The organism is Acidovorax sp. CF316 (assembly GCF_000276605.1).
Taxonomy (GTDB): Bacteria; Pseudomonadota; Gammaproteobacteria; order Burkholderiales; family Burkholderiaceae_C; genus Acidovorax.
This window is the reverse complement of the sequence record NZ_AKJX01000129.1, coordinates 24,705-49,058: the sequence shown is the minus strand read 5'-3', so window position 1 is coordinate 49,058 and position 24,354 is coordinate 24,705. Positions and strand designations below refer to the sequence as shown.

19 protein-coding genes, 2 tRNA genes and 1 pseudogene are annotated in these 24,354 nt (G+C 68.2%); 7 read left to right on the top strand and 15 right to left on the bottom strand.

What is annotated here, in order from left to right:
* The first annotated feature begins 317 nt into the window (after positions 1-317).
* Complete coding sequence (gene murI / locus PMI14_RS16085; protein WP_007856116.1) at positions 318-1,196, top strand: glutamate racemase; 879 nt, start codon at positions 318-320, stop codon at positions 1,194-1,196.
* Between the two features lie 47 nt (positions 1,197-1,243).
* Positions 1,244-1,906: a TonB family protein gene (locus PMI14_RS16080; RefSeq protein WP_157405899.1), complete on the top strand. Its 663-nt coding sequence runs from the start codon at positions 1,244-1,246 to the stop codon at positions 1,904-1,906.
* A gap of 53 nt (positions 1,907-1,959) precedes the next feature.
* On the opposite strand, the gene PMI14_RS16075 is transcribed toward PMI14_RS16080, so the two are convergent.
* The 4 genes and pseudogenes from PMI14_RS16075 to PMI14_RS16060 all read right to left on the bottom strand — a co-directional run bounded on the left by PMI14_RS16075 (position 1,960) and on the right by PMI14_RS16060 (position 5,612).
* Complete coding sequence (locus PMI14_RS16075) at positions 1,960-2,496, bottom strand: M48 family metallopeptidase (protein WP_007856105.1); 537 nt, start codon at positions 2,494-2,496, stop codon at positions 1,960-1,962.
* Between the two features lie 58 nt (positions 2,497-2,554).
* Positions 2,555-3,199: a DUF6806 family protein gene (locus PMI14_RS16070; RefSeq protein ID WP_035204089.1), complete on the bottom strand. Its 645-nt coding sequence runs from the start codon at positions 3,197-3,199 to the stop codon at positions 2,555-2,557.
* A gap of 469 nt (positions 3,200-3,668) precedes the next feature.
* Positions 3,669-5,182 (bottom strand): annotated as a pseudogene (locus PMI14_RS16065) (tripartite tricarboxylate transporter permease).
* 7 nt (positions 5,183-5,189) lie between these two features.
* Positions 5,190-5,612 carry a tripartite tricarboxylate transporter TctB family protein gene (locus PMI14_RS16060; RefSeq protein WP_007856097.1) on the bottom strand — a complete coding sequence of 141 codons (423 nt, stop codon included), beginning with the start codon at positions 5,610-5,612 and terminating at the stop codon, positions 5,190-5,192.
* A gap of 151 nt (positions 5,613-5,763) precedes the next feature.
* Between PMI14_RS16060 and PMI14_RS16055 the strand changes: the two genes are divergently transcribed.
* Together PMI14_RS16055 and PMI14_RS16050 are read left to right on the top strand one after the other, a co-directional pair.
* Positions 5,764-6,465, top strand: a complete 702-nt coding sequence (locus tag PMI14_RS16055) for a response regulator transcription factor (RefSeq protein WP_007856089.1) — start codon at positions 5,764-5,766, stop codon at positions 6,463-6,465.
* The gene (locus tag PMI14_RS16050) at positions 6,446-7,927 is read left to right on the top strand and encodes a sensor histidine kinase (RefSeq protein ID WP_007856087.1); all 1,482 of its coding nucleotides are present in this window, start codon (positions 6,446-6,448) and stop codon (positions 7,925-7,927) included. Before PMI14_RS16055 ends, PMI14_RS16050 begins: the two co-directional genes overlap by 20 nt.
* 33 nt (positions 7,928-7,960) lie before the next feature.
* On the opposite strand, the gene PMI14_RS16045 is transcribed toward PMI14_RS16050, so the two are convergent.
* The 7 genes from PMI14_RS16045 to PMI14_RS16015 form a co-directional block, all read right to left on the bottom strand.
* The gene (locus PMI14_RS16045; RefSeq protein ID WP_007856086.1) at positions 7,961-8,923 is read right to left on the bottom strand and encodes a tripartite tricarboxylate transporter substrate binding protein; all 963 of its coding nucleotides are present in this window, start codon (positions 8,921-8,923) and stop codon (positions 7,961-7,963) included.
* A gap of 14 nt (positions 8,924-8,937) precedes the next feature.
* The gene (locus PMI14_RS16040) at positions 8,938-10,071 is read right to left on the bottom strand and encodes a porin (RefSeq protein WP_007856083.1); all 1,134 of its coding nucleotides are present in this window, start codon (positions 10,069-10,071) and stop codon (positions 8,938-8,940) included.
* 125 nt (positions 10,072-10,196) lie between these two features.
* Entirely contained in the window at positions 10,197-11,888 is a 1,692-nt protein-coding gene (locus PMI14_RS16035) for a dihydroxy-acid dehydratase (RefSeq protein ID WP_007856082.1), read from the bottom strand.
* Positions 11,885-12,340, bottom strand: a complete 456-nt coding sequence (locus tag PMI14_RS16030) for an aconitase X swivel domain-containing protein (RefSeq protein ID WP_007856080.1) — start codon at positions 12,338-12,340, stop codon at positions 11,885-11,887. The genes PMI14_RS16035 and PMI14_RS16030 overlap by 4 nt, the downstream gene beginning before the upstream one ends.
* Positions 12,337-13,632, bottom strand: coding sequence for an aconitase X catalytic domain-containing protein (locus PMI14_RS16025; RefSeq protein WP_007856079.1), 1,296 nt, complete (start codon positions 13,630-13,632; stop codon positions 12,337-12,339). Before PMI14_RS16025 ends, PMI14_RS16030 begins: the two co-directional genes overlap by 4 nt.
* A gap of 40 nt (positions 13,633-13,672) precedes the next feature.
* Positions 13,673-14,515 carry an IclR family transcriptional regulator gene (locus tag PMI14_RS16020; RefSeq protein ID WP_007856078.1) on the bottom strand — a complete coding sequence of 281 codons (843 nt, stop codon included), beginning with the start codon at positions 14,513-14,515 and terminating at the stop codon, positions 13,673-13,675.
* Positions 14,516-14,588: 73 nt separating this feature from the next.
* Positions 14,589-16,049, bottom strand: coding sequence for an FAD-dependent oxidoreductase (locus PMI14_RS16015; protein ID WP_007856077.1), 1,461 nt, complete (start codon positions 16,047-16,049; stop codon positions 14,589-14,591).
* Between the two features lie 154 nt (positions 16,050-16,203).
* Between PMI14_RS16015 and PMI14_RS16010 the strand changes: the two genes are divergently transcribed.
* Together PMI14_RS16010 and PMI14_RS16005 are read left to right on the top strand one after the other, a co-directional pair.
* Complete coding sequence (locus tag PMI14_RS16010; protein WP_007856076.1) at positions 16,204-17,202, top strand: tripartite tricarboxylate transporter substrate binding protein; 999 nt, start codon at positions 16,204-16,206, stop codon at positions 17,200-17,202.
* Positions 17,199-18,209 carry a tripartite tricarboxylate transporter substrate binding protein gene (locus PMI14_RS16005; protein WP_007856075.1) on the top strand — a complete coding sequence of 337 codons (1,011 nt, stop codon included), beginning with the start codon at positions 17,199-17,201 and terminating at the stop codon, positions 18,207-18,209. Before PMI14_RS16010 ends, PMI14_RS16005 begins: the two co-directional genes overlap by 4 nt.
* 40 nt (positions 18,210-18,249) lie before the next feature.
* Here the strand turns inward: PMI14_RS16005 and PMI14_RS16000 are convergent, their stop codons facing one another.
* The 3 genes from PMI14_RS16000 to PMI14_RS15990 all read right to left on the bottom strand — a co-directional run bounded on the left by PMI14_RS16000 (position 18,250) and on the right by PMI14_RS15990 (position 19,962).
* Complete coding sequence (locus tag PMI14_RS16000) at positions 18,250-19,503, bottom strand: serine hydrolase (protein WP_007856074.1); 1,254 nt, start codon at positions 19,501-19,503, stop codon at positions 18,250-18,252.
* 125 nt (positions 19,504-19,628) lie between these two features.
* Positions 19,629-19,721 (bottom strand) — tRNA-Leu (locus PMI14_RS15995).
* Positions 19,722-19,886: 165 nt separating this feature from the next.
* Positions 19,887-19,962: transfer RNA gene (locus tag PMI14_RS15990), tRNA-Gly, on the bottom strand.
* A gap of 584 nt (positions 19,963-20,546) precedes the next feature.
* On the opposite strand from PMI14_RS15990, the gene PMI14_RS15985 reads away from it, so the two are divergent.
* Positions 20,547-22,040, top strand: a complete 1,494-nt coding sequence (locus PMI14_RS15985) for an ABC transporter substrate-binding protein (protein WP_007856072.1) — start codon at positions 20,547-20,549, stop codon at positions 22,038-22,040.
* A gap of 98 nt (positions 22,041-22,138) precedes the next feature.
* Here the strand turns inward: PMI14_RS15985 and PMI14_RS15980 are convergent, their stop codons facing one another.
* The gene (locus PMI14_RS15980) at positions 22,139-24,115 is read right to left on the bottom strand and encodes a GAF domain-containing protein (protein ID WP_007856070.1); all 1,977 of its coding nucleotides are present in this window, start codon (positions 24,113-24,115) and stop codon (positions 22,139-22,141) included.
* Positions 24,116-24,354 lie beyond the last annotated feature (239 nt).

Genomic DNA, 24,354 nt, shown 5'->3' with positions numbered 1-24,354 from the left:
GGTGACGGTGGCGGTGGATGCCGGCGGTACCAGTGCCCACATCACCGGGCCGGCCGAGTGGCAAAAGCGCATCGCCACGGGCGAGTTCCGCGGCATCGAGGTAGCCGCGGCCTGAAACGCAGACACTCCCGGCTGAGCCACGGTCCCCCGGCAGCGCACAAGGCGCGGCCGGGGGATTTTTTCTGGGCCGTCCGCGCACCCGGGCGAGTCCAGCAGCGGTCACGGGTTTTCGCGCCGCCATCCGTGCACCAAGGGCCCGGCAGCGTTACAGTGCGGGGCATCGATCGCATGCCTGCTCCGCCCTATTCCTTTCTCCCATGACCTCCCCGAATTCCCAGCCCATTGGTGTGTTTGACAGCGGCGTGGGTGGCCTGAGCGTGCTGCGGGCCCTGCGCGCCGAGCTGCCGCACGAGCGCTTCGTCTACCTGGCCGACAGCGCGCATGCCCCCTACGGCGAGCGCGGCGATGCCTATGTGGGTGCGCGCACGCATGCCATCACCCGCCACCTGCTGGAGCAGCATGGCATCAAGGCGCTGGTGGTGGCCTGCAACACGGCCACGGCGGCGGCCATCCACGAGGTGCGCAGCCGCTACCCGGCGCTGCCGCTGGTGGGGCTGGAGCCGGCCATCAAGCCCGCCCTGGCCGCCACCCGCACCGGGCGCGTGGGCGTGATCGGCACGCGCGGCACCTTGACCAGCGCCAAGTTCGGCAAGCTGCTGGCCAGCCTGCAGGGCGCCACCGAGTTCGTGGTGCAGCCCTGCGACGGCCTGGCCCATGCCATCGAGCGCAGCGTGGACCAACCTGTGCCCACCAGCCCCCAGGGCACCGAGACCTGGGAGCTGTGCGAACGCTACATCCAGGCCATGGGTGCCTTTGGCACTGGCGCAGGCGAGATGGACACCCTGGTGCTGGGCTGCACGCACTACATCTTTGCCGAACGCGACCTGCGCACGCTGGTGGGCCCCGCGGTGCGCTTCATCGAGACCGGCGAGCCCGTGGCGCGCCAGACGCGGCGGCTGCTCGAAGGGGCCGGCCTGCTGGCCGGGCCGGGCGTGGCGCCAGCACCGCTGCAACTGCTCACCACCGGCGGCTTGCCCCAGTTGCAGGCCGCCGCGCAGCGCTGGCTGGACGTGCCCGCCGGCCGCTGCGAGACCGTGGCGATCGCCTCGGAAACCACGGAACACAGCGCGCTCTGATCCGGCATGCCGCCGGATTTCCCAGCCTTCCATTGACGATGACCACCATGCGAATCCGGCCCCTCATGGCCCTGGTATGCGCCCTGGCCGCCGCTTGCGCGGCCGCGCAGCCGGCCCCTGCCACGCCCCCCTCTCCGTCTTCTTCTGCATCGCCCGCAGAGCAGGCCGCGCAGATTGCCGAGCTGGAAAAAGCCCAGCGCGAAATGCTGCGCGACCTCAAGCGCCAGCTGGCGGAGATGCCGGAGACCGTGCGCAAGCAGCGGCTGCGTGCCCGCATTGCCGAGATTGAAGGCCGCGCCAACCCGCCCCGGGACCTGTACATCTCGCCCGGCGCCAACATGAGCGCGCCCATGAAGACCTACTACGCGCGCATGAAGCGGCGCATCGAAGACTGCGGCACGCGCCATTTCCCGAGCAAGGACGGGAACCGGCTCTACGGCCAGGGCGTGGTGGGCGTCACCCTGGCCAACGACGGCGCAGTGATCCAGGCCGATGTGCTGCAGTCATCGCAAGACCGCGCGCTGGACGAGCACATGCTCAAGGTCGTGCAGGCCTCGGCCCCCTTCGGCACGCCCCCGGCCAGGCCCATGGCCGATGGTTCGCAGCGCTACCGCAGGCTGGTCGTGATCACCGGCTTCGATTTCAACCGCGACAATGGCAAACCGGCACCCGAGCCCGTGCCGGCCCAGGAGCGCTGCAACTGGCAATGAACTGAGCACCGCCCGCGCACGGGAGCGGGCAAGCCCCTGCGCACAGTAGCCAGTCAGGCCGGTTCGCCACCCCAGAGCCTCTCGCCCGAGTGCTCCACATGCGTGAGGTACAGGCGCAGGTCGAACTCGTACTGGTGGTACTGCGGCTCCATGTGCTGGCACAGCTGGTAGAAGGCCTTGCCGTGGTCTTTCTCGCGCAGGTGCGCGAGTTCGTGCACGACGATCATGCGCAGGAACTCGTCGGGCCCCTGCTTGAACATCGCGGCAATGCGGATCTCGTGCTTGGTTGCAAGCCGGTTGCCCTGCACGCGTGACACCGTGGTGTGCAGGCCCAGGGCATGCCGCACCACGTGGATCTTGTTGTCGAACAGCACCTTGTTGATGGTGCCCGCATTGCGCAGATGGCGGTTTTTGAGCTCCTGCGCATAGTCGTACAGGGCCTTGTCGCTGCGTACGGCGTGGGCCGCAGGGTACTTCTTCTGCAACGCCATACCCAGGCGCCCCTGGGCGAGCAGCTCGCGCGCCTGCTGCTGCAAGGGTGCGGGGTAGGACTGCAGGTAGGGCAGCAGTGCGGGGGCAATCGTCGTCATGCGTCACGCTCCCTGCATCCCCGAAGGGTCCGTGGATGCAGGTGAGATGCAGGATCGATCAGTGCAGGTGGCGCGGACGGCGGCCACCGCCACCATGGCCGCTGCCGCCAGAACCGCCGCCACCCGGGCCGCGCGGTGGCTTGCCGATCTCCAGCGAATTCACCAGGGCGTCGAAACGCTGGCTGAACAGCTTGTCGATCTCGGCCACCACGCCACCGAGCTCGGCGCCGTCGAAGTGGCGCTCCATCATGTTCACCACGTCCTGCACCAGCAGGTCGCGCTGCACCTGCATGATGGCTGCGGGCGTGGGGCCCACGAAGAGCATCAGGAAGTCGTCGCGCGACTCGGCACCCTCGCCACCGTCGTCGTCCTCTTCGTCGAAGTCCGCGTCGTAGAACGTGACCTCGATGGCCGCGCCCAGTTCGGAGAGCTCGTTGAGGCTCATGCACATCTCGTCGAGCGACTGGCGGAAATCCTCGTCGCCGCGCACCGTCCAGCACATCTGGAGCAGATGCTCCTGGGCGTCGAACTTGATGCCGGGCTCTTCCTCGTAGGCGCTGGCAGCGCCATCGGCCAGCGAACGCGCGCCAGCGTATTTCCACAAGGGCTTCAGGGCCTCCTGGATCTGTTCGAAGCTGGCATCGGCGCGCAGTTGGACCTGGCCATGGACGTGGATTTCGAAGGGTGCGTTGTAACTTGACATGATTTTCGAATCGTAATGGAACCCGGGGCCGGGATCGGCAAGCCTCATGCCTCTGGCTCGCCCTGGATCTGGGGAAAAATGGGGACCTGTGCTTGCGCTGGCGCATCCTTTCGGCCCCACGATAGCGCTATTTTCTCATGGCGCCAAGGGTGTCCCGGGGAACCTGCGCGGCGCCGTCCTGCCAGGGAGCGGCGTGGCCACCGCCGGAGCCGGCATCCAGAGAACCGGCCCGCGCCAGGAAATTTGCTTGCTTTTTCACAATCTGGAATTTTCCTAGACAGACGGCTCTTCACTAAGCAAGCGATCGCCGGACCGAATCGACGCCACCGCTCCAGCCCCCCCCCGGAGTGGGAATGTCCTGGCGGCGCCGCGCAACGGTCCCCATCCCCCGCCCGGTGGACACCACAAAAAAAAGGGCTGGCCCCATGGCGGCCAGCCCCTCTCTTCATAGCAAGCCAGCAACACCAGCTCAGGCGGCGGCTGGCTCGGCCTCCAGCTTCTTGGCGCCGCTGCCGCGCTGGCGGAAGAAGGACACCGTCTGCCACAGGATGAACAGGACGATGAGCCCGATCAGCGTGCCGCTGATCGGGCGGTTCACGAACACCTCGAAGCTGCCGCGCGAGAGCAGCATGGAGCGGCGGAAGTTCTCCTCCAGCATGGGGCCCAGGATGAAGCCCAGCATCAGCGGCGAGGGGTCCATCGCCAGCCGCATGAAGAGGTAGCCCAAGGCGCCAAAGGCCACGGTGATGAACACGTCGTCCAGGTTGTTGTTGATGCTGTAGGTACCGATGCAGCAGAAGAACAGGATGGCGGGGAAGAGCACGTTGTACGGGATCTTGAAGACCGACAGCCAGTAGCGCACCAGCGGCACGTTCAGGATCAGCAGGAAGCAGTTGCCGATCCACATGCTGGCCACCAGGCCCCAGAAAAGCTCGGGGTGGCCGGCGATCATGTTCGGGCCGGGCTGGAGCCCTTGATGATGAATGCGGCCATCATCAGCGCCATCACCGCGTTCTCGGGGATGCCGATGCTCATCAGCGGGATGAAGCTGGTGCGCGCGGCAGCCTCGTCGGCAGCGGCCTGGCCGGCCACGCCCTCGATGGAGCCATTGCCGATCTCGTGCCTGTACTTGCTGACCTTCTTGTCCAGGGCATAGGCCGCGAACTGCGCGATCACCGGGCCGCCGCCGGGCAGGATGCCCAGGATGGAGCCCACCACGCTGCCGCGCAGGGCGCTCGGGATGATGCGCTTGAACTCGGGCCAGGTGGGCATCAGCTTGATCTTGCCGTTGAAGGGCGAGCGCTCTTCGCGCGCATCCAGGTTCTTGGTGATCTCGGCGATGCCGAAGCAGCCCAGCGCAATGCTCACGATGCCCACGCCGTCGGCCAGGAAGGGCATGTCGAAGGTGAAGCGCGCCAGGCCGCTGTTGACGTCGGTGCCGATCGAGCCCAGCAGCACGCCCACCATGCACATGGCCAGGCCATTGAGCAGGCTGCCGGTGGTGACGAAGCTCACGCACACGAAGCCCACCAGCATCAGCGCGCAGTAGTCCGCGGGGCCGAACAGGAAGGCCACCTCACCCAGGCTGGGGGCCAGGAAGGCCAGCACCACGATGGCCACCGTGCCGCCGATGAAGCTGGAGACCCCCGCCGTGAACAGCGCCAGGCCGGTCTTGCCCTTCAAGGTCATCTGGTACCCGTCGATACACGCCACGATGGAGCTGGCGTGCGGGATTTTCATGGTGATGGCGCTCACGCTGTCGCCGTACTGCGCCCCGTAGTAGATGCCGGCCAGCATGATCAGCGCGCCGGTGGTGTCGATGGAGTAGGTCAGCGGCAGCAACAGGCTGATGGTGGCCAGCGGGCCCAGGCCCGGCAGCAGGCCCACCAGGGTGCCCACCGTACAGCCCAGGGCGCAGAACATCAGGTTCTGCAGTGTCAGTGCGTGGCTGAAGCCGAACGCAAGGTTGTGGAGAACGTCCATGGCGACCTCAGTAGAGTGGCAGGTTGACGCCCAGAAGCTTCTGGAACATGAAGGCGATGCCCACCAGCACCGCCGCAATCTTGAGGTTGCGCACCACCGAGTACGAGGTGCCGGCGAAGCCCGAGCAGAACACCAGGAAGACGATGCCGGCGATCATGTTCACGAAGTGCGACAGGGCCGCGAAGCCGCACAGGCTGGCGAGGATGACGGCGATGTTGCGGAACTGGAAATCCATGGGCACCGGCGCCACCAGGCGCGCACGCACCACGGTGACAAGCCCGATGGCGAACAGCATGCAGCTGACGATGAACGGAAACAGCCCCGGGCCGGCACGGCTGAGCTGGCCCAGCGAATACCCCATCGACGGCACGCCGAAGCCCAGCGCCAGGGCCATCAGGGCGAAGCCCCGGACCATATTGCGGTTGACCATGAAATTTGTCTCCATGAAGATTTTTGGGATACCCCAGGTGGCCTGGCGATGCCGCACAGGGCTGGGGTATGCTGGAGAGGACTATCCCCATCGAACCTGATCGCAGGCTGATATCGGCCATGCGTAATTCCACGTAGCCCCTCCTCCTCCCATGCGCCTCCTCCTGGTGGAAGACGATCCCGTGCTGAGCCGCACCATGGCCCGGGGCCTGGAAAGCGCGGGCCACCGCGTCGAGCTGGCCTGCACGGTGGAAGATGCACAGCACTGGTGGGCCGTGCAGGCCTTCGATGCCGTGCTGCTGGACCTGAACCTGCCCCACGCTGCCCACGCCCGCAGCGGCCTGGGCAGCGGGCTCACCGCCCTTCGCGCCGCCCGCGCACGCGGCGACCGTACCCCCGTGCTGGTGCTCAGCGCACGCGACAGCACCGAAGAACGCATCGCCGGGCTGGACGCCGGGGCCGACGACTACCTGGGCAAGCCCTATGAGCTCAAGGAGGTCGAAGCCCGGCTGCGCGCGCTGCTGCGCCGTGCCAGCGGCACGGCCGACCTGGTCACCGTGGGCCGGCTGGCGCTGGACCGGCTGGCGCGCCGCGTGAGCATTGCAGGGCAGCCGCTGGAACTGCCCGCACGCGAATTCGACCTGCTGTGGGAGCTGATGACGCCCCCCGGCCGCGTGCTGAGCAAGGGCGACCTCTCGGCACGTCTGTCGGACGCGGGCGAGGTGCTGGGAGAGAATGCACTGGAAGCCTCCTTCTCGCGCCTGCGGCGCAAGATCGCGGACAGCGGCGCCACCATCCGCACCCTGCGCGGTCTGGGCTATGTGCTGGAGGACGATGCCGGCAGCACCCGCTAGCAGCCAGCGCCACCCTCCCGCGCTGCGCCAGCGCATCGGGCGCCGCGTGCTGCTGTCGCTGCTCTTGATCTGGGGGCTGGGCAGCGCCGTGATGCTGGGCGTGGGCAACCACTTCGTGGCCCAGGCTTTCGACCGGGCCCTGCTGGACGATGCCCATGCGCTGGCGGCGCTGGTGCATGGCGGCGGCCTCCGTGACCGCGATGGCCAGGGAGCCAGCGGGCTGCGGCTGGAGCTGACGCCGCGCGAGATGGATCTGCTGCGCTTCGACCAGAGCGAGACCGTGTGGTTTGCGGTGTACGGACCCGGCGGCAACTTCATCGCGGGCGACCGGGACCTGACAGCAGGCACGATCACCCCCGGCAGCACCCATGCGTTCTCGCAACTCGCGCGCGAGGGACTGGAGCTGCGCCGCGTGACCTTGCTCACCCCGGGAACGCCCTCCTTCACGGTGGTCATGGCGCAGACCACGGCCGAGCGCACGCACCTGCTGCGCCGGCTGCTGGTGTATTCAGGCCTGGCCCAGCTGTGGCTGCTGGTGGTGCTGGGGTCGTGGCTTCTGCGCGGCATCGAGCGCGACCTGCGGCCGTTGACCGCACTGCAGGATGCGGTGGACCAACGCGACGCGGCCGACCTGCAGCCCCTGCCCCAGGCACTGACGCAGCGGGCGGACAGCAGCGATGTGCAGCGCCTGGGGGAAGCCCTGGATGGCCTGCTGGCGCGGGTGCAGCACAGCCTGCATGCCCAGCGCGAGTTCGCCGGCAATGTGGCGCACGAGCTGCGCACGCCGCTGGCAGGCATCCGCGCACAGGCCGCGCACGCGCTGGCGCAGGACGACCCCGCCGTCTGGCGCAGCGAGCTCGAAGGCATCCGCGCGTCCGAACAGCGTGCAAGCCGCACGGTCGACCAGTTGCTCGCACTGGCGCGTGCGGCCGAGGGCGGCATTGCGCTGGCGCTGCAGCCCATGGATCTTTCCACCCAGGTGCGCGATGTGCTGCTGCGCTTTCTGCCGCGCGCAGACGCCCTGGGCGTGGACCTCGGTGCCGAAGGCCTGGAGCAGGCGGTGGAGGTGCGCGCGAGCGCCGCCCTCGTCGAAGGGATCCTGAACAACCTGCTGGACAACGCACTGCGCTACGGGCGCGGCCATCCACCGCGCATCACCGTGGCGCTGCAGGTGCAGGACGGGCATGCCGTGCTGGGCGTGATCGACAACGGCCCCGGGGTGGATGCCGCCCTGGCCCAGCGGCTGCTGCAGCGCTGGGCACAGGGCGACCAGGGCATGCGCCTGGGCCAGGGTGCGGGGCTGGGGCTGTCCATCGTGGCGCGCTACGCGCAGCTGATGGGCGGGCGGCTGGCGCTGGACCCGGCGCCGCATGGCCCGGGCCTGGTCGCCAGCGTCCGGCTGCCGCTCGCCAGGCCCACCGAGGGGCCCGAGGCTGCTGCCGCGGGTGCCGCCGGGCTGTAACCCGTCCGCTTGCACGGCACAGGGCCGTGCGGGTTACTCGAACTTCACGTTGTGCTGGCGCACGGTGGCGCCGAACGCGTCGTACTGCGTGCGGAAGAACTCGGCGAACTTCGCCGGGTTCATGCCGTAGCCCTCGAAGCCCTGCTGCACCAGTTGCGCCTGCACCTCGGGCCGCTTCAGGGTGTTCTGCAGCTCCTGCGACAGCTTGTCGGCAATGGCCTTGGGCAGCCCCGGCGGCCCGAAGAAGCCCGCCCACGGCGTGATGGTGAGCGTGCCCAGCCCGAGCTCGGCGCCCGTGGGCACATCGGGCAACAGGCCGCTGCGCTGGGGCAGCAGCGTGGCCAGCGCGCGGATGCGCCCCTCCTTCACGAAGCCCGGCGCCAGCGTGCCGGTGGTGAACATCATGTGGATCTGCCCGCCCAGCAGATCGGTCATGGCCTGCATGTCGCCCTTGTAGCGCGCGTTGACCACCTTGCGCTGCTCACCCAGCAGCTGCAGCATGGCCAGTTCGGAGGCGCTGTTGCTCGATGCCGAGTTGTAGGCGCCGGGTTTGGCCGCGACCAGGGCCAGCAGCTCGCCCACACTCCTGGCCGGCAGGCTGGCCGGCACCACCAGGAACATCGAGAACTGCCCGGCCGAGCTGATGGGCGTGAAGGCCTTGAACGGATCGTAGGGCGGCGTGGGCCGCAGCGTGGGTGCCGCCACCATGGCGGTGTTGGTGCCCATCAGCAGCGTATAGCCATCCGGCCGGGCGGACGAGGTGGCCTGGGCCGCCAGCACGCCGTCGGCGCCGGGGCGGTTTTCCACGATCACCTGCTGGCCGAGCTGCTTGGACAGCCCCTCCGCGATGATGCGCGTGAGGGCGTCGGCACCGCCGCCGGGGGCAAAGCCCACGATCAGGCGCAGGGGCTTGTCCGGAAAGGACTCGGCCCCGAAGGCCTGCACCGCCGGCAGTGCTGCGCCGGCCGCCAGGGTGATGAGGTGTCTGCGTCGCATGTGCGGCCCCTTTCTCAGAAGAGGTGGCGCACGCCGAACTCCCAGCCCGACGAACTGCGCCCGCCGGCCGGTGCCGCACCACCGCTGACCACGTAGCGCGCCTCGCCCTTGTTCGAGATCCGTGCCCAGGTGCCGTAGAGCGCGGTGCGCTTGGACAGGTTGTGCACGTAGCCGGCGCCGAGCTGGCGCGCGTCGTCGCCGCTGCGTGCCAGGCCCCCGGCGGTGCGCAGGCCGCTGTCGCTGCGGTCGTCCAGGATGGCATAGCTCAGCCGGATGCGACCCACCTCACCCGCCGGGATGTGCGCGCCGATCTCGGCCGTGTTCTTGCGCACGGAACCGGCTGCGAGCTTCACCGCCACGCGGTTGTAGAGCACGAAGAATTTGGCAAAGCCCGCATCCCAGGTACCGCCGATGTTGGCATGCGTGTAGTTGCCGATGGCGGCGGTGCTGCTGAACTGCGTGCGCGTGACAGCCGCCGCGATGTCGAAGGGGCCCGAGGCATAGCCCAGGCGCGCTCCCGCGAAGTTGCCGTCGTCGCTGTTCGCCACGCTGGAATCGTTCTCTCCGGTACCCGCCATCGCCATGCCGTAGAGGCCGCCGAGCTTGCCCGGCAGCCAGTAGCTAACCGTGTTGCTGCCGGTAATGGCGGTGGGCAAGGGCCCGGTGCCCACGCCTGCAAAGGTGAGGTTGCCGGCCCGCGCCACGCCGTTGGCGTTGAAGGGGTCGAAATAGATGCTGTTGTAGTGCGTGGGAATGAAGTCGCGGCCCAGGCGAACCTCGCCGAAACTGTCGTGCGACAGGCTCACATAGGACATGCGGTCGAAGGTGAGCGGCCCGGCCGTGGTCGCGCCCGTGGTCTGGTTGTTGGTGTTGCTGGCCCGGCCGGTGCCGCTGTCGGGATTCAGGCTGCCTTCGAGCCAGAAGCCCGCGCGCAGGCCGCCGCCCAGGTCCTCGGTGCCGCGAAAGCCGATGCGGCTGGTCGAGAGCCCGCCGTTGGACAGCGCCCGCACCGAGCCATTGCCCCCGCCCTTGGTGTACTGGACCCCCAGGTCCACCACGCCGAACAGGGTGACACTCGATTGCGCGTGCGCCGCGCCACAGGCCAGTGCAATGGCCGAACAGATCCACAGTGGTTTTTTCATCTTCATGGTTTTGTCTCCTGCTTCTTTCTTCTCTGGTTGAACAACTCACTCACTCGACAATCGCGCATGGCTGCGCCACCGGGGGCGGACTCGGGTCCGCACCGGTTGGCGAAAAGCCGGGGAAAAAGGGCTTAGCCGGACAGCTCGGTGCGCACCAGCACCGCACCCTTGGACAGGGGGCTCACGTTGCGCCGGTACTGCTGCAGCCAGCCGGTGTCGAACGCCGGTGCAGGCGCCTGCCAGTCGGCGCGGCGCGCCTGCAGTTCGGCGTCGGTCAGCGCAATATCGAGGCGCCGTGCATCGAGGTCGATGGTGATCACGTCGCCATCGCGCACCAGGCCGAGCGGCCCGCCCAACGCTGCCTCGGGCGAGACCTCGGCAACGACCAGGCCCTTGCAGACCAGGCCCGAGAGGTGGCCGTCGGTCAGGATCGCGACCTGGTCGCCCAGGCCCGCACCGTCGACCGCAAAGACCACGCGCGATGCACCGCCGCCCATGGCCGGGCCACCGCAGGCACCGGCACCGCGCATCACCACCACCTGGCCGGGCACGATCTCGCCGTTCTTGAGCGCCGCGATGGCCGCGTCCGAAGTCCAGAAGCACACGGCCGGTCCGGTGAAGCGGCGCACCTTGCGCTCCACGATGCCGGTCTTGATGAGGCCCGACTCGGGCGCCAGGTTGCCGCGCAGCAGCACGATGGCCGGCAGCGGCGCCACGGGGTTGCCGATGGGGCGGATCACCTCGGCATCGGCCACTTCGGTACCGCGCAGGTTGTCGGCTACCGTGCCACCCGTCACGGTGAGCGCGCTGGTATCGAGCAGGGGCGCGAGTTGCTTCATGAGCGCGCGGCAACCGCCCGCGGCCTCGAAGGCTTCGATGGAATGGTGGCCGATGGGCCGCACGCCGGCCAGCACCGGTGTGGTCGGGCCCAGGCTCTCGAACAGCCCGTACACGTCGACCCCGCACTCCCCTTCGGTCGCCACGGCCTGCAGGTGCTTGGCGGTGTTGAGCGAGCCGCCGACGGACAGCACCGCGCGCACCGCATTGGCAAAGGCACCGGGGGTGAGGATGTCGCGTGGCTTGAGGTCATCGAGCACCATCTGCACGATGCGTGCACCGGCCGCGCGCACGTCGGCCATCATCTTGGCGCTCAGCGCCGCCACCGGCGCGCTGCCGGGCAGGGCCAGGCCGAGCGCCTCGCACACGATGTGCATGGAGTTGGCCGTGCCCAGGCCCGAGCACACGCCCGGCCCGCGGATCGCCTCGCGGCTCATGCCCACCAGCTCTTCCACCGGCAGGTGGCCGGTCACCGCGTGCATGGCGCCGATGAACACCTCCTCGATGTCCATGTGCTTGCCGCGGTACTCGCCGCTGGGCTGGTAGCCGCAGGGCACGAGCAAGGTGGGAATGTTCAGCCGCGCCGCCGCCATGAGCTGGCCCGGCACGGTCTTGTCGCAGGACGTGAGGCAGACCATGCCGTCGAGCTGCGCGCCCTCGACCGCAACCTCGATGTCGTTGGTCACCAGGTCGCGCGCGCCGAGCATGTAGGCGCCGCGCGCGCCCGCGCCGGTGATGAAGTCGCTGGGCGCCGCCGTGCGGATCTCGAAGGGAACGCCGCCCGCCGCACGGATGGCGGTCTTGATCTCCGCCGCCACCTGGTCCAGGTGGCTGAAGCAGGCGGCCAGCTCCGAGGAGCTGTTGACGATGGCGATCTTGGGCTTCTCGCAATCCTCTTCGGGGATGCCAAGCGCTCGCCAATGCGCGTTGCGCACCGACCAGAGGTAGGAGCCGCGCGGGAAGTTGCTGCGCAGGGGGCGGGTCATGGGCGGTCTCCGGACAGGTTTTTCTTGCTGATCTCGATCACGCCACGGTCGGCGTCCACGCGCACCCAGTCGCCGGTGGCGATGCACTCGAGCGGGTCGCGCTCGAAGTCGGTCATCGATGGCGCGTGCGTGACCACGGCGCCCAGCGCCATCTTGGTCGTCATCTCGTTGAACAGAAAGGCCGCGGGCGCCACGTTCATGAGCCGCGTCATGTGGAACATGGCCGACCAGCCCGAGGAGCCCTTGGCCCCGGGGAACACCAGCACCTTGCCCGCGAAGCTCTGGCCGCGCAGTTCGTGCCGGGTCTCAACGACGGTGCCGGTGCGCGGATCGATGCCGCCCCAGCCCGAGATGCGGTCGCGGGTGACCAGGGCCTCGCCCTCGGCCACGCCGCCCACCACCTTGCGGCCGCGGATCACGATGGTTGTATCAGTGACGACTGCATCGCTCATGCCTGTCCTCCGTTCCAGCGGCCGGTGCAGGCCGCGTCGATGCATTCGGCCGTGCTGCCGAACCACGCCTGCACGCCCAGGATGGCGGGCAGGTAGTGCGCCTGCTTGGCCGAGTCGAGCGCCACGGTCTTCGTGCCCTTGGGCACGGCACGGCTCATGGCCGAGCAGCTGTCGGTCATGAGGATGCCGCCCGCATCCTCGATGATCTTCGTGTACCCATTGCGGTCGGCCAGCGACTTGATGGCGCGCGGCGTGAAGATCCACAGCTCGCAATCGGGGTGGATCCTGCGGCCCTCGATGAGCTGCGCGGCCTCCCAGATCTGCTCGATGGTGTAGTGCGGGCAGCCCAGCATGACGTACTGCACCTCGGCATCCTTGCCGGTGGCGTTGATCTTTTCGTAGGTGGCACGGCGCTCGGCCTCGCCGTAGCGCAGCACCTGCATCGGCTTGCGGCCGCCCAGGGCCTGCTCCAGCGTCAACGCCTCGGGCGTGACGCCGACGATGTGGTACATCTCCACGCCGCCTGAAGACGACGCCGCTGCACCGAAGTGCTTGAGCCGCGGCAGGTTGGGCACCCTGCCGATGCCGCCCTTGCGGTGCACCACGGGCACGCGCTCCTGCACATGCTCGCCCATGAAGTAGCCGAGCAGGCCCCAGTCCTGCACCGATTCCACCTCGACGTCGAGCTCCACCACGTGCGTGGCGAGGCGGTTCTCGTCCAGGTGGTAACCCCAGTAGGGAATGCGGCCGGTGAGCATGGCGGCGCCCGTGCTCTCGCGGCCTTCGGTGTTGGTGCGCGCACCCAGCACCGAGTTGCAGTACACCACGGCCGACGACTCCATCCATGCGCAGTGCTCGCCACGCGTCGGGATGTTGCCCACCTGGTAGGGCGTGCAGGTGTTCATGATCTGCGCGCCCAGGCCGGCCGCGTGGCGCTCGCTCTGGTGGTAGAAGTTCACGATCGCCTCGCTCACGCCCATGCGCTCGGGCTGGCCGGGATCGAAGCCCAGTTGCAGGTGGCTGGTGAAGACCTTGAACTTGGGGATCTTCACGGTCTCCTGGCTGTCCAGGCTGAATTCGGAGAACACCGCGTCCATGCCACCACCCTTGGCGAGCGCGAAATCGCGCTGGAAGGGCGTGGTCGAGGTGATGCTGGCGCAGACGTTGCGTGTCTCCACCAGCCGCTCTGCCCCCAGCGCCTCGCCGTAGCGCACCAGCAGGTCCATCGCCTTCTGCAGGGCCGGCCCGTCGCGGCCGTCCATCATGGCTTGTTCTTCATCGCTCAGGTACATGGCCTGTGTCTCCGTTCTTTTGTTGTCGTGGGGTGCCGGGCTATCCCGGCAAAGGGGTGGGCACATGGCCCCCGATGTCGCGCGCAATGGTCAGCGCGATGTCGTGCAGGCGCGGTGCCAGTTCGTTGCGCAGGCGTTCTTCGGTGAAGACGAAGCCCGCACCGCCGCCGTTGAGCGCCATCACCTCGCCGTCAGGCCCTATGAGGGGCACCGACACCGAATTGATCTCGCGGTGGAACTCACCGAGCGACAGGCAGTAGCCCAGCCGCCGGGCTTCGCCGATGGCGCGGTTCATGCCAGGCGCAATGCTGTCCCACTCGGGCCCGCGCAGCAGGCGCATCGAGTCGACCAGCTGGTTGCGCTGCGCCTCGGGCAGGGCCGACAGGTAGGCCCGGCCCAGGGCCGAGTTGGCCAGGGGCGCACGCGAGCCCACGTCCAGCCTCGCCGAGAGCATCGACGAGCGCGGCCGGCAGGCCTCGATCAGCACCATCTCCATGCCGTCGCGGATGGCCAGGTAGACCGAGGCACCCACCTCTTCCGCCATGGCCTGCATGCTGGGCCGAGCGGCGGCGCGCACATCCAGGCTGCCCAGGAACACGCGCGACAGCGACACCACGCCCGGCCCGAGCATGAAGCGGTCACTCGCCTGCGCGGCCTTGAGCATGCCCAGCGAGAGCAAGGTGGCGACCAGCCGGTTGATGGTGGGCCGCGGGATGCCGGTCATGCGCGCGATGTCGGCATGGCCGAGCACCGGGCGCTCTTCGCTGAAGCAGCGCAGCACCGAAATGCCGCGCTCCAGCGCGCTCACGGTGTCGGACCGGTCGCCACGCGCATCGGCGGAGTCGGCGGCAGACAGGGAGGTGTCGTTTTTGTCAGTGGACATGGAAGAACCCTTTGCAAGACTCTGCACTGTAGAGGCTGGCGAAAGAGAATCGGTCAGGTGCACGGCAAATCACTCACGCACTGGCTTCGGCCGCCACGGGCGCCTGAAGGTCCTGCACGCCCTGCCCGGCACCAGGGCGCAGGTACACGCCCTGTGCCAGCAGCGCGGACTGCAGCGCCGCCACGTCCACCGCCCGCGGCTGGACACCGCCCTGCGAGGCCAGGGCCGCCGCTACGCCCGCGGCCTGGCCGGTGATCCAGCACTGCGGAATCTCGCGCATGAAGCCGTGCGAATTGCGGTCGCACGAGATGTGGCGGCCACAGGCCAGCAGGCCGTCGAGCTGCTGCGGCACCAGCGCGCCGTAGGGGATGGAGATGTTCGGGAACTTGGGCGACACCGCGGGCGTCACGCCCACCTCGTCGGGCAGTGCCACGCCGTCGGGCCACTGGCTGCGCAACACCGCGCCCACACCGGTCAGGCGCCGCGCATGGCGCACGCCAATCTGCGGCGCGCTGAGCATCAGGAAGGCGTCCTCGAACCCTGGCGCATGGGCGCGAAAGTAGTCGAGGTGCGCGGCCATGGCGCGGTGCGAGCGCACCTCCACGGCGGTGAGGTCGTCCACGTCCAGCGCCGAGTAGCCCGACTGGCGCGGCCCCATGAAAAGGGCCACGTCGTTGCGCCAGGAGACGAAGGGCCGCTCGAACAGGCCGAGCTGCTCGCGCCCGCGCGCCATGAAGCCGGAGAAGGCCTCGGGCTGGCCGGCCTTGAATTCGATCCAGCGGTTCATGTCCACGCCGCCGAACAGCCACGAGGTGTTCATGCAGTGGTGCACGTCGGCCTCTTCGATGTCGTTGACGAAGGCCGCGCCAGCGCGGGCGAACAGGTCGCCGTCGCCGGTGGCGTCCACCACCACGTCGGCCATGATGGCCATGCGGCCTTCCTTGCTCTCGAACACCACGCCCTTGACGGCGCCGTCCTGCACGATGGGGATGGCGGCCCACGAGTGGTAGATGAGCTTGACCTTGCGCTCCAGCACGATCTCCTGGCTCAGCAGCTTCAGGCGCTCCGGGTCGATGGTCGGCGACCAGGTGACCACGCCGTGGTAGGCGGCCGTGCGCTGTGACCAGTGTGCGGCCTTGGCCGCGTCCTGCGAACCCCAGTCCTCGCGCACCGGGCCGGCGATGGCGTCGGCGGGCAGGCGTTCGAACAGCTCTTCGGCGAAGCCGCGGATCACGAGCTGGCCCTCCCAGTCGGTCATGCGGTCGATCCAGATCACCAGGCCGCCGGTGGACAGGCCGCCCAGGTGGTTGTAGCGCTCGAGCAGCGCCACATCGGCGCCGGCCCGCGCAGCCGCAGCGGCCGCCGCGGTGCCCGAGGGCCCGCCACCGACCACCAGCACGCCGCAGCGGTGGTAGACCGGAATGTTCTTGCCGGGCTCGGCCCAGCTGCCATGGTCAGGCCGCTTCGTGCGGCTGTCGCGATCGAAGATGTCGGAGGTCAGGATGCGCTCGTCGGTACGGACGACTGTTTTCATGGATAACTGCCTTGGGTGGTCGATTTCGTTGAATTATGATTTCATTTTCCATTTTGTCAAAATAAAAAGCCATGATTTCAGGGTTTTCCCTGGCTTGTATGGACTTTTTATGATTTCAAAGACCAAAATACAAACAACAACCAAGGAGACATCGATGAAGCGACTTCACGGCACCCGCCGTGCCTTCGGCCTGGCCGCGGGCGCAGCGGCCTTCTGGGGCCTTGCGCCGCTGGCCCGGGCACAGGACTTTCCGGCACGCGGCGGCAAGCCCATCCGCATCGTGGTGGGCTTCACCGCGGGCGGGGGCACCGATGCACAGGCGCGCATCGTGGCGCAGAAGCTGGGCGAGGTGCTGGGCACCAGCGTCATCGTCGACAACCGGCCCGGTGCCAGCACCATGCTGGCTGCCAGTGAGGTGGCGCGCGCGCCGGCCGACGGCTACACGCTGATGTACGCACCCTCGTCCACGATGGCGCAGAATCCGCACACCTTCGCCCAGGTCCCCTACGACCCGTTCAAGGACTTCACGGCCATCTCGATGGGCGGGCGCGGGCCGCTGGTGCTGTCGCTGAGCACCAGCGTGCCGGTGAGCAACGTGAAGGAACTGGTCGCCTACGTGAAGGCCAACCCCGGAAAGGTCAGCTATGCCTCGTTTGGCGCAGGCACCTCGTCGCACATCTACGGCGAGGCCTTCGTGAAGAAGACCGGCATCGACGCGGTGCACATCCCCTACAAGGGCGGCTCGGACGCGGCCAAGGACCTGATCGGCGGGCGCGTGCAGTACATGTTCGACTCGGCCTCGTCAGCGATCATCACGGCGGGCACGGGCAAGGTGAAGATCCTGGCCGTGGCGGCCAATGCACGCATCTCCGCGTTGCCTGAGGTGCCCACCTTCGCCGAGCAGGGCTATGCCGGGCTCGACCTGCCCAGCTGGCTGGGCTTCTACGGGCCGGCGCGCATGCCGCAGCCCGTGGTCGACAGGCTCAACACCGCGCTGGCCCAGGTGCTGGCCATGCCGCAGGTGCGCGACTTCTACCGCAACGGCGGCTACGAGGCCGGCAGCACCACGCCGCAGGAGTTCGCCAGCATCACCCGCACCACGTACGAGCAATGGGGCGCGATGGTGCAGCAGGTCGGGTTGGCCAAGCAATGAGCGGCATGCCACTCCACCTGTGCCGCCGGCGCTTTGCCACCGGGCTGGCGCTGGGCGCGCTCGGCACGACACTGGCACCGCTGGGCGCGCTGGGCGCCGAGCCCTTTCCCGCCAAGGGCCGCACCATCCGCATCGTGCTTGGCCTGGCGGCGGGCGGCGCCTCGGACGCACAGGCCCGCTTTGTCGCCACCAAACTCGGCGAGGTGCTGCAGACACCAGTGATCGTGGAAAACCGGCCGGGCGCGAGCTTCATCCTGGCGACCGAGGAGGTGATCCGCGCCGCACCCGACGGCTACACCATGATGTATGCGCCCTCCTCCGTGGTGGCGCAGAACCCGCAGACGCTGGCCAGCGTGCGCTACGACCCGTTCAAGGACCTCACGCCGATATCGCTGGGCGCGCGCGGGCCCCTGGTGCTGACCGTGCATGCGAGCGTGCCCGCACGCACGGTGCGCGAGCTGGTCGACTACATCAAGGCCAACCCGGGCAAGATCGGCTATGCCTCCTTCGGCACCGGCACCTCCTCGCACATCTACGGCGAGGCCTTCGTGCGCCAGGCCGGGCTGGATGCGGTGCACGTGCCCTACAAGGGCGGCGCCGACGCGGCCAAGGACTTCCTTGCGGGGCGCGTGCAGTTCTACTTCGACGCGGCGCCCAATGCCATCCAGAACACCGCCACCGGCAAGGTGCGCATGCTGGCCGTGGCCGCTCCCCAACGCAGCCCCCTGCTGCCCGACGTGCCCACCATGGGCGAACAGGGCGTGAGCGGCATCGACATGGCGAGCTGGCTCGGCTTCTACGGGCCGGCCCGCATGCCCGCACCGGTGCTCGAGCGGCTCAACGCCGCGCTGGCCCAGGTGCTGGCCATGCCGGCCACGCGCGACTTCTTCCGCCAGGGCGCCTACGAGGCCGAGTCGTCGAGCCCGGCCGCGCTGGCGGCGCTCACGCGCACCACCTACGACCAGTGGGGTGAGACCATCCGCAAGCTCGGTCTCACCAAGCAGTAGCAGGTGCCTGCCGGGGCCTGCCGAGGCCCGGCCCCCGCCACTACCACTGACCGTAGTGCTCGACGATGCCGCGCCACAAGGCCAGCAACTCGGCACGGGCCGCCCGGTCACCCGCCGTCTTCCAGACAGCGGTCTGCACCAGGACCAGGCCCAGGGCCGGGTCCACGAAGATCACCTGGCCACGCACGCCGATGAATGCAAACCGCCGCTGTTCGCCGGGAAACACCCAGACCTGGTAGCCATAGCCGAAGTAGGAGCTGGCGATGAACGGCTGTGCATGCGGCGCGGCCGCCCCGGTGGCGCGTTGCAGCCAGGCGGCCGGCACGATCTGCCGGCCGTTGGCGCGACCGCCGTTGGCCGCCAGCATGCCCAGCCGGCCAAAGTCGCGCAGCCTGGCATGCAGGAAGGCGAAGGTCGCCTCCTGGCCGGCCGCGTCGATGAGGTAGCTGGCATCGTCCTCCGCCCCCATGGGCTGCCAGATGCGCGTGCCCAGGTAGTCGGCCACCGGCATGCCGGTGGCGGCACGCAGCACCAGGCCCAGCACCTGGGTGTCGGCCGAAGAGTAATAGAACATGCGGCCGGCCGGCGCGCGCCGCTCGGCGTACGGCAGCAGCGCCGCTGCCGCACCGGCAGACTGCTGCTCGATGGTGTCACGGATCAGCGCGGCCAGGTCGTCCCGGCCATCGTACTGTTCCGCGAAGCCCACGCCCGAGGACATCTGCAGCAGGTCCTTGATGGACGTCTCGCCATACGGATGGCCCGCCAGGGCCGGGACATACTGCCGGGCCAGGTCGTCGATCGAACCGATCCGCCCTTCTTCCACCGCAATGCCCACCAGCAGCCCGACGATGGACTTGGCCATCGACGCCGACAGGAAGCGCGTGGTTTCCGAGCGCCCGTACTGGTAGCGCTCCAGCACCACCGTGCCATCCTTGATGACCAGCAGGCCCGTCACCCGCTGGCGTGCAAGGTAGTCCTCGACGCCCAGGCGCCGGCCCTCGTGCAGGTAGGTGAACGCCTGCGGCGTCTCGGCGCGTGCAAGCAGCGAGGCGGACACCCCTTTTCGCACGGTGCGGTGGGGCAGCAGCTTTTCCAGCCCGCCGCTGAAGGAGTCCACCAGGTTCTCCGGCCGCTCCGTGCCGACCAGGTGCTGCACCTGGGGCCCGCTGGCACCACGGGGATAGCCCTTGGGGCCGCCCAGCAGCACCTCGTCGGGTGCAGCCTGCGCACACACCGCCCCACCGAAGGAGAGCCACAGGGCGATGATCGTCGACAGGTACGGGGGGCGGGGCATCGCAACTCCTGGGTGGTCCCGCATGCATTGTGCGCGAGCCAGGGTGGACAGCGGCCAGGCGGGGAGGCCCGCCAAGTGACTGGTGGAAAGGAAAGCTATGCAATTGATAGCTACAACCCGTTATCTGGTGCCCCGAGCCGGGGTCGAACCGGCACGCCCCTTTTCAGGAAAGCGGCGGATTTTAAGTCCGCAGTGTCTACCAATTTCACCATCGGGGCGCCGGCTGCCAGCGGGGTGCGTACGCGGTACGGACCTGCGCTGCAGCGTAGCGTGGGCCGTGCGGGTGTGCAATGCCCTGTCGCATCCGGTCACAAAGCCGTCCCTCACGGGTGCGCATTGCAACGCCAAGAAAAAAGGGAAGCCTAAGCTTCCCTTTTTGAATCTGGAGCGGGAAAAGAGTCTCGAACTCTCGACCTCAACCTTGGCAAGGTTGCGCTCTACCAACTGAGCTATTCCCGCATTTCACTGAACTACTGTCGTTACCGTCAGTCTGCATCAGCAAGACTCAAATTATAGCGCCATTTTTTGGGCTTGCAAACTTCGGCACCAAAATTTTTTGCATCCGACCTGCGCAGGCCTGCCCGGAGCCTCGCTCACGGTACAGGCCGCAGGTCGGCAGCCTGCCCGATCCGCCCTGCACCGCACGGAAAAAAGCCCGTATGGAGGCGGGCTTGAACTCGTGATGGTCACGAGGGAGGAAGCCGCTGGTGCTGCGGCGCTTCCATGCTACTACGGAACCGGGGCGCGGTGTAGGCAATGCGCCCCCGGCCGGATCGCCACGCCGGCAAGGGGCACAACGATTCTTCTTCTTAGACCCATTCCGAGGAAGCAAAGGTGGAAAACCTGCGTTCCGCCACGGCGCTCCAGGGGGCAACCGATCGCCATGGGCCCGCATGCGTGCTCATGGACGATTCGGTCATAAGCATCTGGTTGCACGGCGCCCCGCCCCTCGCAGATGATGCGGCGCACTTGCGTGCCCTTGCATTCTTTGTGCAGTGGCGCATTCCCGACATCGAACATCTCCTCTTCCCCAGGAATCCAACTTGTTGAAACGCCGTACCTTGCTGGCCAGTGGCGCCGCAGCCGCCGCAACCCCAATGGCCGTGCCCCGCGCATTTGCGCAGAAGAAGAAAGACAGCCTCGTGATCGGCCTGACGCTGGAGCCCACAGGGCTCGATCCGACCGCCAAGGCGGGCGCGGAGATCGCCGAAGTGGTGCTCTACAACATCTTCGAGACGCTCACCAAGATCCAGTCCGACGGCAGCGTCAACCCCCTGCTGGCCGAGAGCTGGGAGGTGTCGCCCGATCTGAAGACCACCACCTTCAGGCTGCGCAAGGGCATCAGGTTCCACAATGGAGAGCCCTTCAATGCGCAGGCCGTGAAGTTCTCGTTCGACCGCGCGGGCGGCGAGAAGAGCACCAACAAGGACCGGCGCCTCTTCAGCGGCCTCACGACGCGCGTGGTCGACGAGCACACCGTGGTCGTGCTCAACAAGGACATCGAGCCCGACCTGCTGTTCCTGCTGGGGCAAGCCACGGCCATCATCGTCGAGCCCAAGACCGCAGACACCAACGAAACCCGTCCCGTGGGCACGGGCCCCTACCAGTTGGGCGCCTGGAACAAGGGCTCGCTGATCGCGCTGACCAAATGGGCGGGCTGGCGCGATGCCAACGCAGTGCAGATCCCGCGCGTGACCTTCCGCTTCATCTCCGAGCCGGCCGCGCAGACCACCTCCCTGCTGGCGGGTGACGTGGACCTGTTTCCGCACGCGTCCGTATCGCGCACCCTGCCGCAGTTCGAGCGGGACAAGCGCTTCCAGGTGGTCTTCAATGCCTCGCGCGGCAAGACCATCCTGGCCCTCAACAACGCCAGGAAGCCGCTGGACGATGTCCGCGTGCGCCGGGCCATTGCATCGGCCATCGACCGCAAGGCCGTCATCGCCGCTGCCGTGGATGGCCGTGGCGTACCGATCGGAAGCCACTATGTGCCCGGCGCGCCCGGCTACGTGGACACCACGGGCGTGAACCCCTTCGACATCGAGAAGGCCAAGCGCCTGCTGGCGGAAGCCGGCGTCAAGACGCCGCTGGAACTGAGCTTCGTGCTGCCCCCGCCGCCCTACGCGCGCCAGGGCGGCGAGCTGATCGCGGCCCAGCTCGCCAAGATCGGGATCATCGCCAAGATCCAGAACGTCGAATGGGCGCAGTGGATCAGCGGAACCTATGGCCAGAAGAACTACGACCTCACCCTGATCCTGCATGTGGAGCCCTTCGACCTGGTGAACTACACCAAGCCCGAGTACTACTGGGGCTACCAGTCGGCCAAGTTCAACGAGATCTTCGAGAAGACCAAGAGCAGCCTGCGCACGGCGGACCGCCAGCGCTACCTGGGCGACGCCCAGCGGCTGCTGGCCGAGGACGCGGTGCACACCTACCTCTACCAGCCGCAGTTCATCACCGTGGCGGCGCGCAACCTGCGCGGGCTGTGGAAGGACGCGCCGATCTTTGCCAACGATCTCTCGGCGCTGTCCTGGGGCTGAGGGGCCGCCAGCCCGCGTGCTCACCACCATCGCACCGGCTTGCGGCAGGTGCGGTGCTCGCCCTGCGGCGAAGCCCTGCCCTGCACTGCCCGCGCAGGTCAGGCCTGCGTGCGCCCACTGAGGACCCAGAGCCTCAAGGACACATGGATCTCCAGCGCACGCAGCGCGTTGCCCCAGTGCCCGGCCAGTCCTTCCGCGGTCGCCAGCCTCTGCCGGATGGTGTTCACATGGATGCCCAGCCGCTCGGCTGCGGCCTTGGCGTTCTGGTTGCAATCAAAGTAGGCCAGCAGCGTGGCCACCAGCTCCGAGCCCCGCTTTGCGTCATAGGCGACGAGGGCGCCGATGGTGCTCTGGAGATAGGCATGCAGGCTTGCCTGGTCATGCGTCTCGAACAGCGTGGAGTACAGCGCCATCTCGTTCTGGCCGATGATCACTCCGCGCATGCCCACGCGGGCCATCACCGGAAGCGCACGGCGCAGCGACGAGTGGAGTGCGGGGATCTCCGAAGGCTGCGCGATGGGGCGAGAGACCACTCCGAGGAAGCCCGCCCCGAAATGCTGCCGTGCCGCGCTGTCGATGGTGCGCCGGACATCGTCCGCGCGGGTCGTGGCACACAGCACGGTCAGCACGCCATCGATTTCATCGAAGAGGATGTGCGGCAGCACCTGCGCGGAGCGCAGCCACCGTGCCAGGTACCCGGTCTCGGGGGCGCGTGTTTCCAGCAACAGCAGGGACGTGGGCCGCGACAGGTCCACCCCGAACCGCCCGGCACGGTCGCCGAGCAGGTGAAGGTCGTCCTGGCGGGGTGACAGCAGGCTGCGCAGCAGGCTGGACAGATCACGGCTTTGCGAGGCCTCCGCGCGCTCTCGCGACAGCAGCACGATGCCCACGATGCTCGCGCATCGCTCATACGTGCGTATCGCCACTTCATCCAGCGCCGCCCCGCTGAACAGCAGCATCGTTCCGAGTACATCGTTGCCACCGATCACCGTGATGAGGCGGCAGGTCTCGCCCAGCGCTTCGTAGGCCACCACCGAGCGACCGATGCGGCGGCTGTCACCCAGCGCACGTGACAGAGCGTCGCTGTGCTCTCCATGGGGTCGGTACGCACCGGCACCCTGGCCCTGGTAGCCCTCGGCTGCGCCCCGACCGATGGTCTGGCCGACCTCGTCGAGCACCAGCACCTCGCCCTCCATGATCTGCGCGACCGACTGGCAGATGGTGGCCAGCGTGGCGCCCTTGGCCAGCAGCGTGGTCATCTGGTCATGCGCCTCGGCCGCAGCCTGCACGCTCAGGGCATGTCGCTCCAGTTGCGCATGGGCCATCTCGGCACTGCGCAGCGCCGCATGGGTCTGCTCGAACGCCATGGCGTTCTTGATGGCCACGGCCGCATGCGTCGCCAGGGTGCTGAGGATGGAGATGTTGTGCGCGGTATGCGTCCGGTGGTACCGGTCGGCCACGAAGAGCAGGCCGATGACCTCGTCCTCCCACAGCAGCGGCACCCCGACCACCGCGGCAATGCCCTCCTCCCGAAACGTCACGTCCAGCTGCGGGTCGTGGGGGAAGCGGGTGTCATGCAGGTAGTCGGCGGTGGTGAAGGGCAGCCGGGTCTGGACCACCACACTCACGATACCCAGGTCGCGCCCCGCCAGCATCTCACCGGTGCCGCGCGACAACGCGCCATCGGCCGTCAGCACGTGAAAGGCGTCCAGGCCCGCGTCGTAGGCCGACAGCCAAGCCACCTGCGACCCCAGGAGCCGGCGGGCCCGCGACACCACCGTGGCCAGCAGCTCGGGCAGGTCCAGGCGGCTGGAGAGGTCGCGCGCGGACTCGATGACGGCCAGCATCCCGCTCTCGCGCTGGTGCTGCACGTCCAGGCGGTTGCGAATGGCCATCGCCATGCGCACCAGCTCCAGAAGGTCTGGCTTGCGGGCCGTTGCGTCGGGAAGCGACTCCACGCGCGCCAGGCAGGCCGCAAGCTCCTCGGAGGAGCCGGCGCGGTGCAGCAGCTGGATCAGCTCCTCACTGATGCGCTCGCTCGCATCGGTCTCGACAAGGTCTGCGGCACGGGTCATGCGCGGGTTCTCCAACGGGCTGGACAAAAGCGTGTGGCGCGCACCGATTGGCGCCAGCAAGCCTTGAGTGTGGGCCTTCGGCGAACCACCCGCAGCGCTTTTTCATGGCGATCGCGGGTTTCTACCAAGTGGTTCGCGCACATTCAACCCCTGCCGTGAATGTGCGCAACCCACATAGATATCTCCCCCGCATTCCAGGACAGTTCGGTCACTAGGCGGGCAACACCAGCCCGTCCCCA

Bases quoted from the DNA above. Each gene is read 5' to 3' on its own strand.
- PMI14_RS16045 (WP_007856086.1), bottom strand. From the start codon at position 8,923: ATGCGACGCAGACACCTCATCACCCTGGCGGCCGGCGCAGCACTGCCG.
- PMI14_RS16035 (WP_007856082.1), bottom strand. From the start codon at position 11,888: ATGACCCGCCCCCTGCGCAGCAACTTCCCGCGCGGCTCCTACCTCTGG.
- PMI14_RS16010 (WP_007856076.1), top strand. From the start codon at position 16,204: ATGAAGCGACTTCACGGCACCCGCCGTGCCTTCGGCCTGGCCGCGGGC.
- PMI14_RS16055 (WP_007856089.1), top strand. From the start codon at position 5,764: ATGCGCCTCCTCCTGGTGGAAGACGATCCCGTGCTGAGCCGCACCATG.
- PMI14_RS16080 (WP_157405899.1), top strand. From the start codon at position 1,244: ATGCGAATCCGGCCCCTCATGGCCCTGGTATGCGCCCTGGCCGCCGCT.
- PMI14_RS16040 (WP_007856083.1), bottom strand. From the start codon at position 10,071: ATGAAGATGAAAAAACCACTGTGGATCTGTTCGGCCATTGCACTGGCC.
- PMI14_RS16075 (WP_007856105.1), bottom strand. From the start codon at position 2,496: ATGACGACGATTGCCCCCGCACTGCTGCCCTACCTGCAGTCCTACCCC.
- PMI14_RS15980 (WP_007856070.1), bottom strand. From the start codon at position 24,115: ATGACCCGTGCCGCAGACCTTGTCGAGACCGATGCGAGCGAGCGCATC.
- PMI14_RS16020 (WP_007856078.1), bottom strand. From the start codon at position 14,515: ATGTCCACTGACAAAAACGACACCTCCCTGTCTGCCGCCGACTCCGCC.
- PMI14_RS16025 (WP_007856079.1), bottom strand. From the start codon at position 13,632: ATGTACCTGAGCGATGAAGAACAAGCCATGATGGACGGCCGCGACGGG.
- PMI14_RS16015 (WP_007856077.1), bottom strand. From the start codon at position 16,049: ATGAAAACAGTCGTCCGTACCGACGAGCGCATCCTGACCTCCGACATC.
- PMI14_RS16070 (WP_035204089.1), bottom strand. From the start codon at position 3,199: ATGTCAAGTTACAACGCACCCTTCGAAATCCACGTCCATGGCCAGGTC.
- murI (WP_007856116.1), top strand. From the start codon at position 318: ATGACCTCCCCGAATTCCCAGCCCATTGGTGTGTTTGACAGCGGCGTG.
- PMI14_RS16000 (WP_007856074.1), bottom strand. From the start codon at position 19,503: ATGCCCCGCCCCCCGTACCTGTCGACGATCATCGCCCTGTGGCTCTCC.
- PMI14_RS16050 (WP_007856087.1), top strand. From the start codon at position 6,446: ATGCCGGCAGCACCCGCTAGCAGCCAGCGCCACCCTCCCGCGCTGCGC.
- PMI14_RS16005 (WP_007856075.1), top strand. From the start codon at position 17,199: ATGAGCGGCATGCCACTCCACCTGTGCCGCCGGCGCTTTGCCACCGGG.
- PMI14_RS16060 (WP_007856097.1), bottom strand. From the start codon at position 5,612: ATGGTCAACCGCAATATGGTCCGGGGCTTCGCCCTGATGGCCCTGGCG.
- PMI14_RS16030 (WP_007856080.1), bottom strand. From the start codon at position 12,340: ATGAGCGATGCAGTCGTCACTGATACAACCATCGTGATCCGCGGCCGC.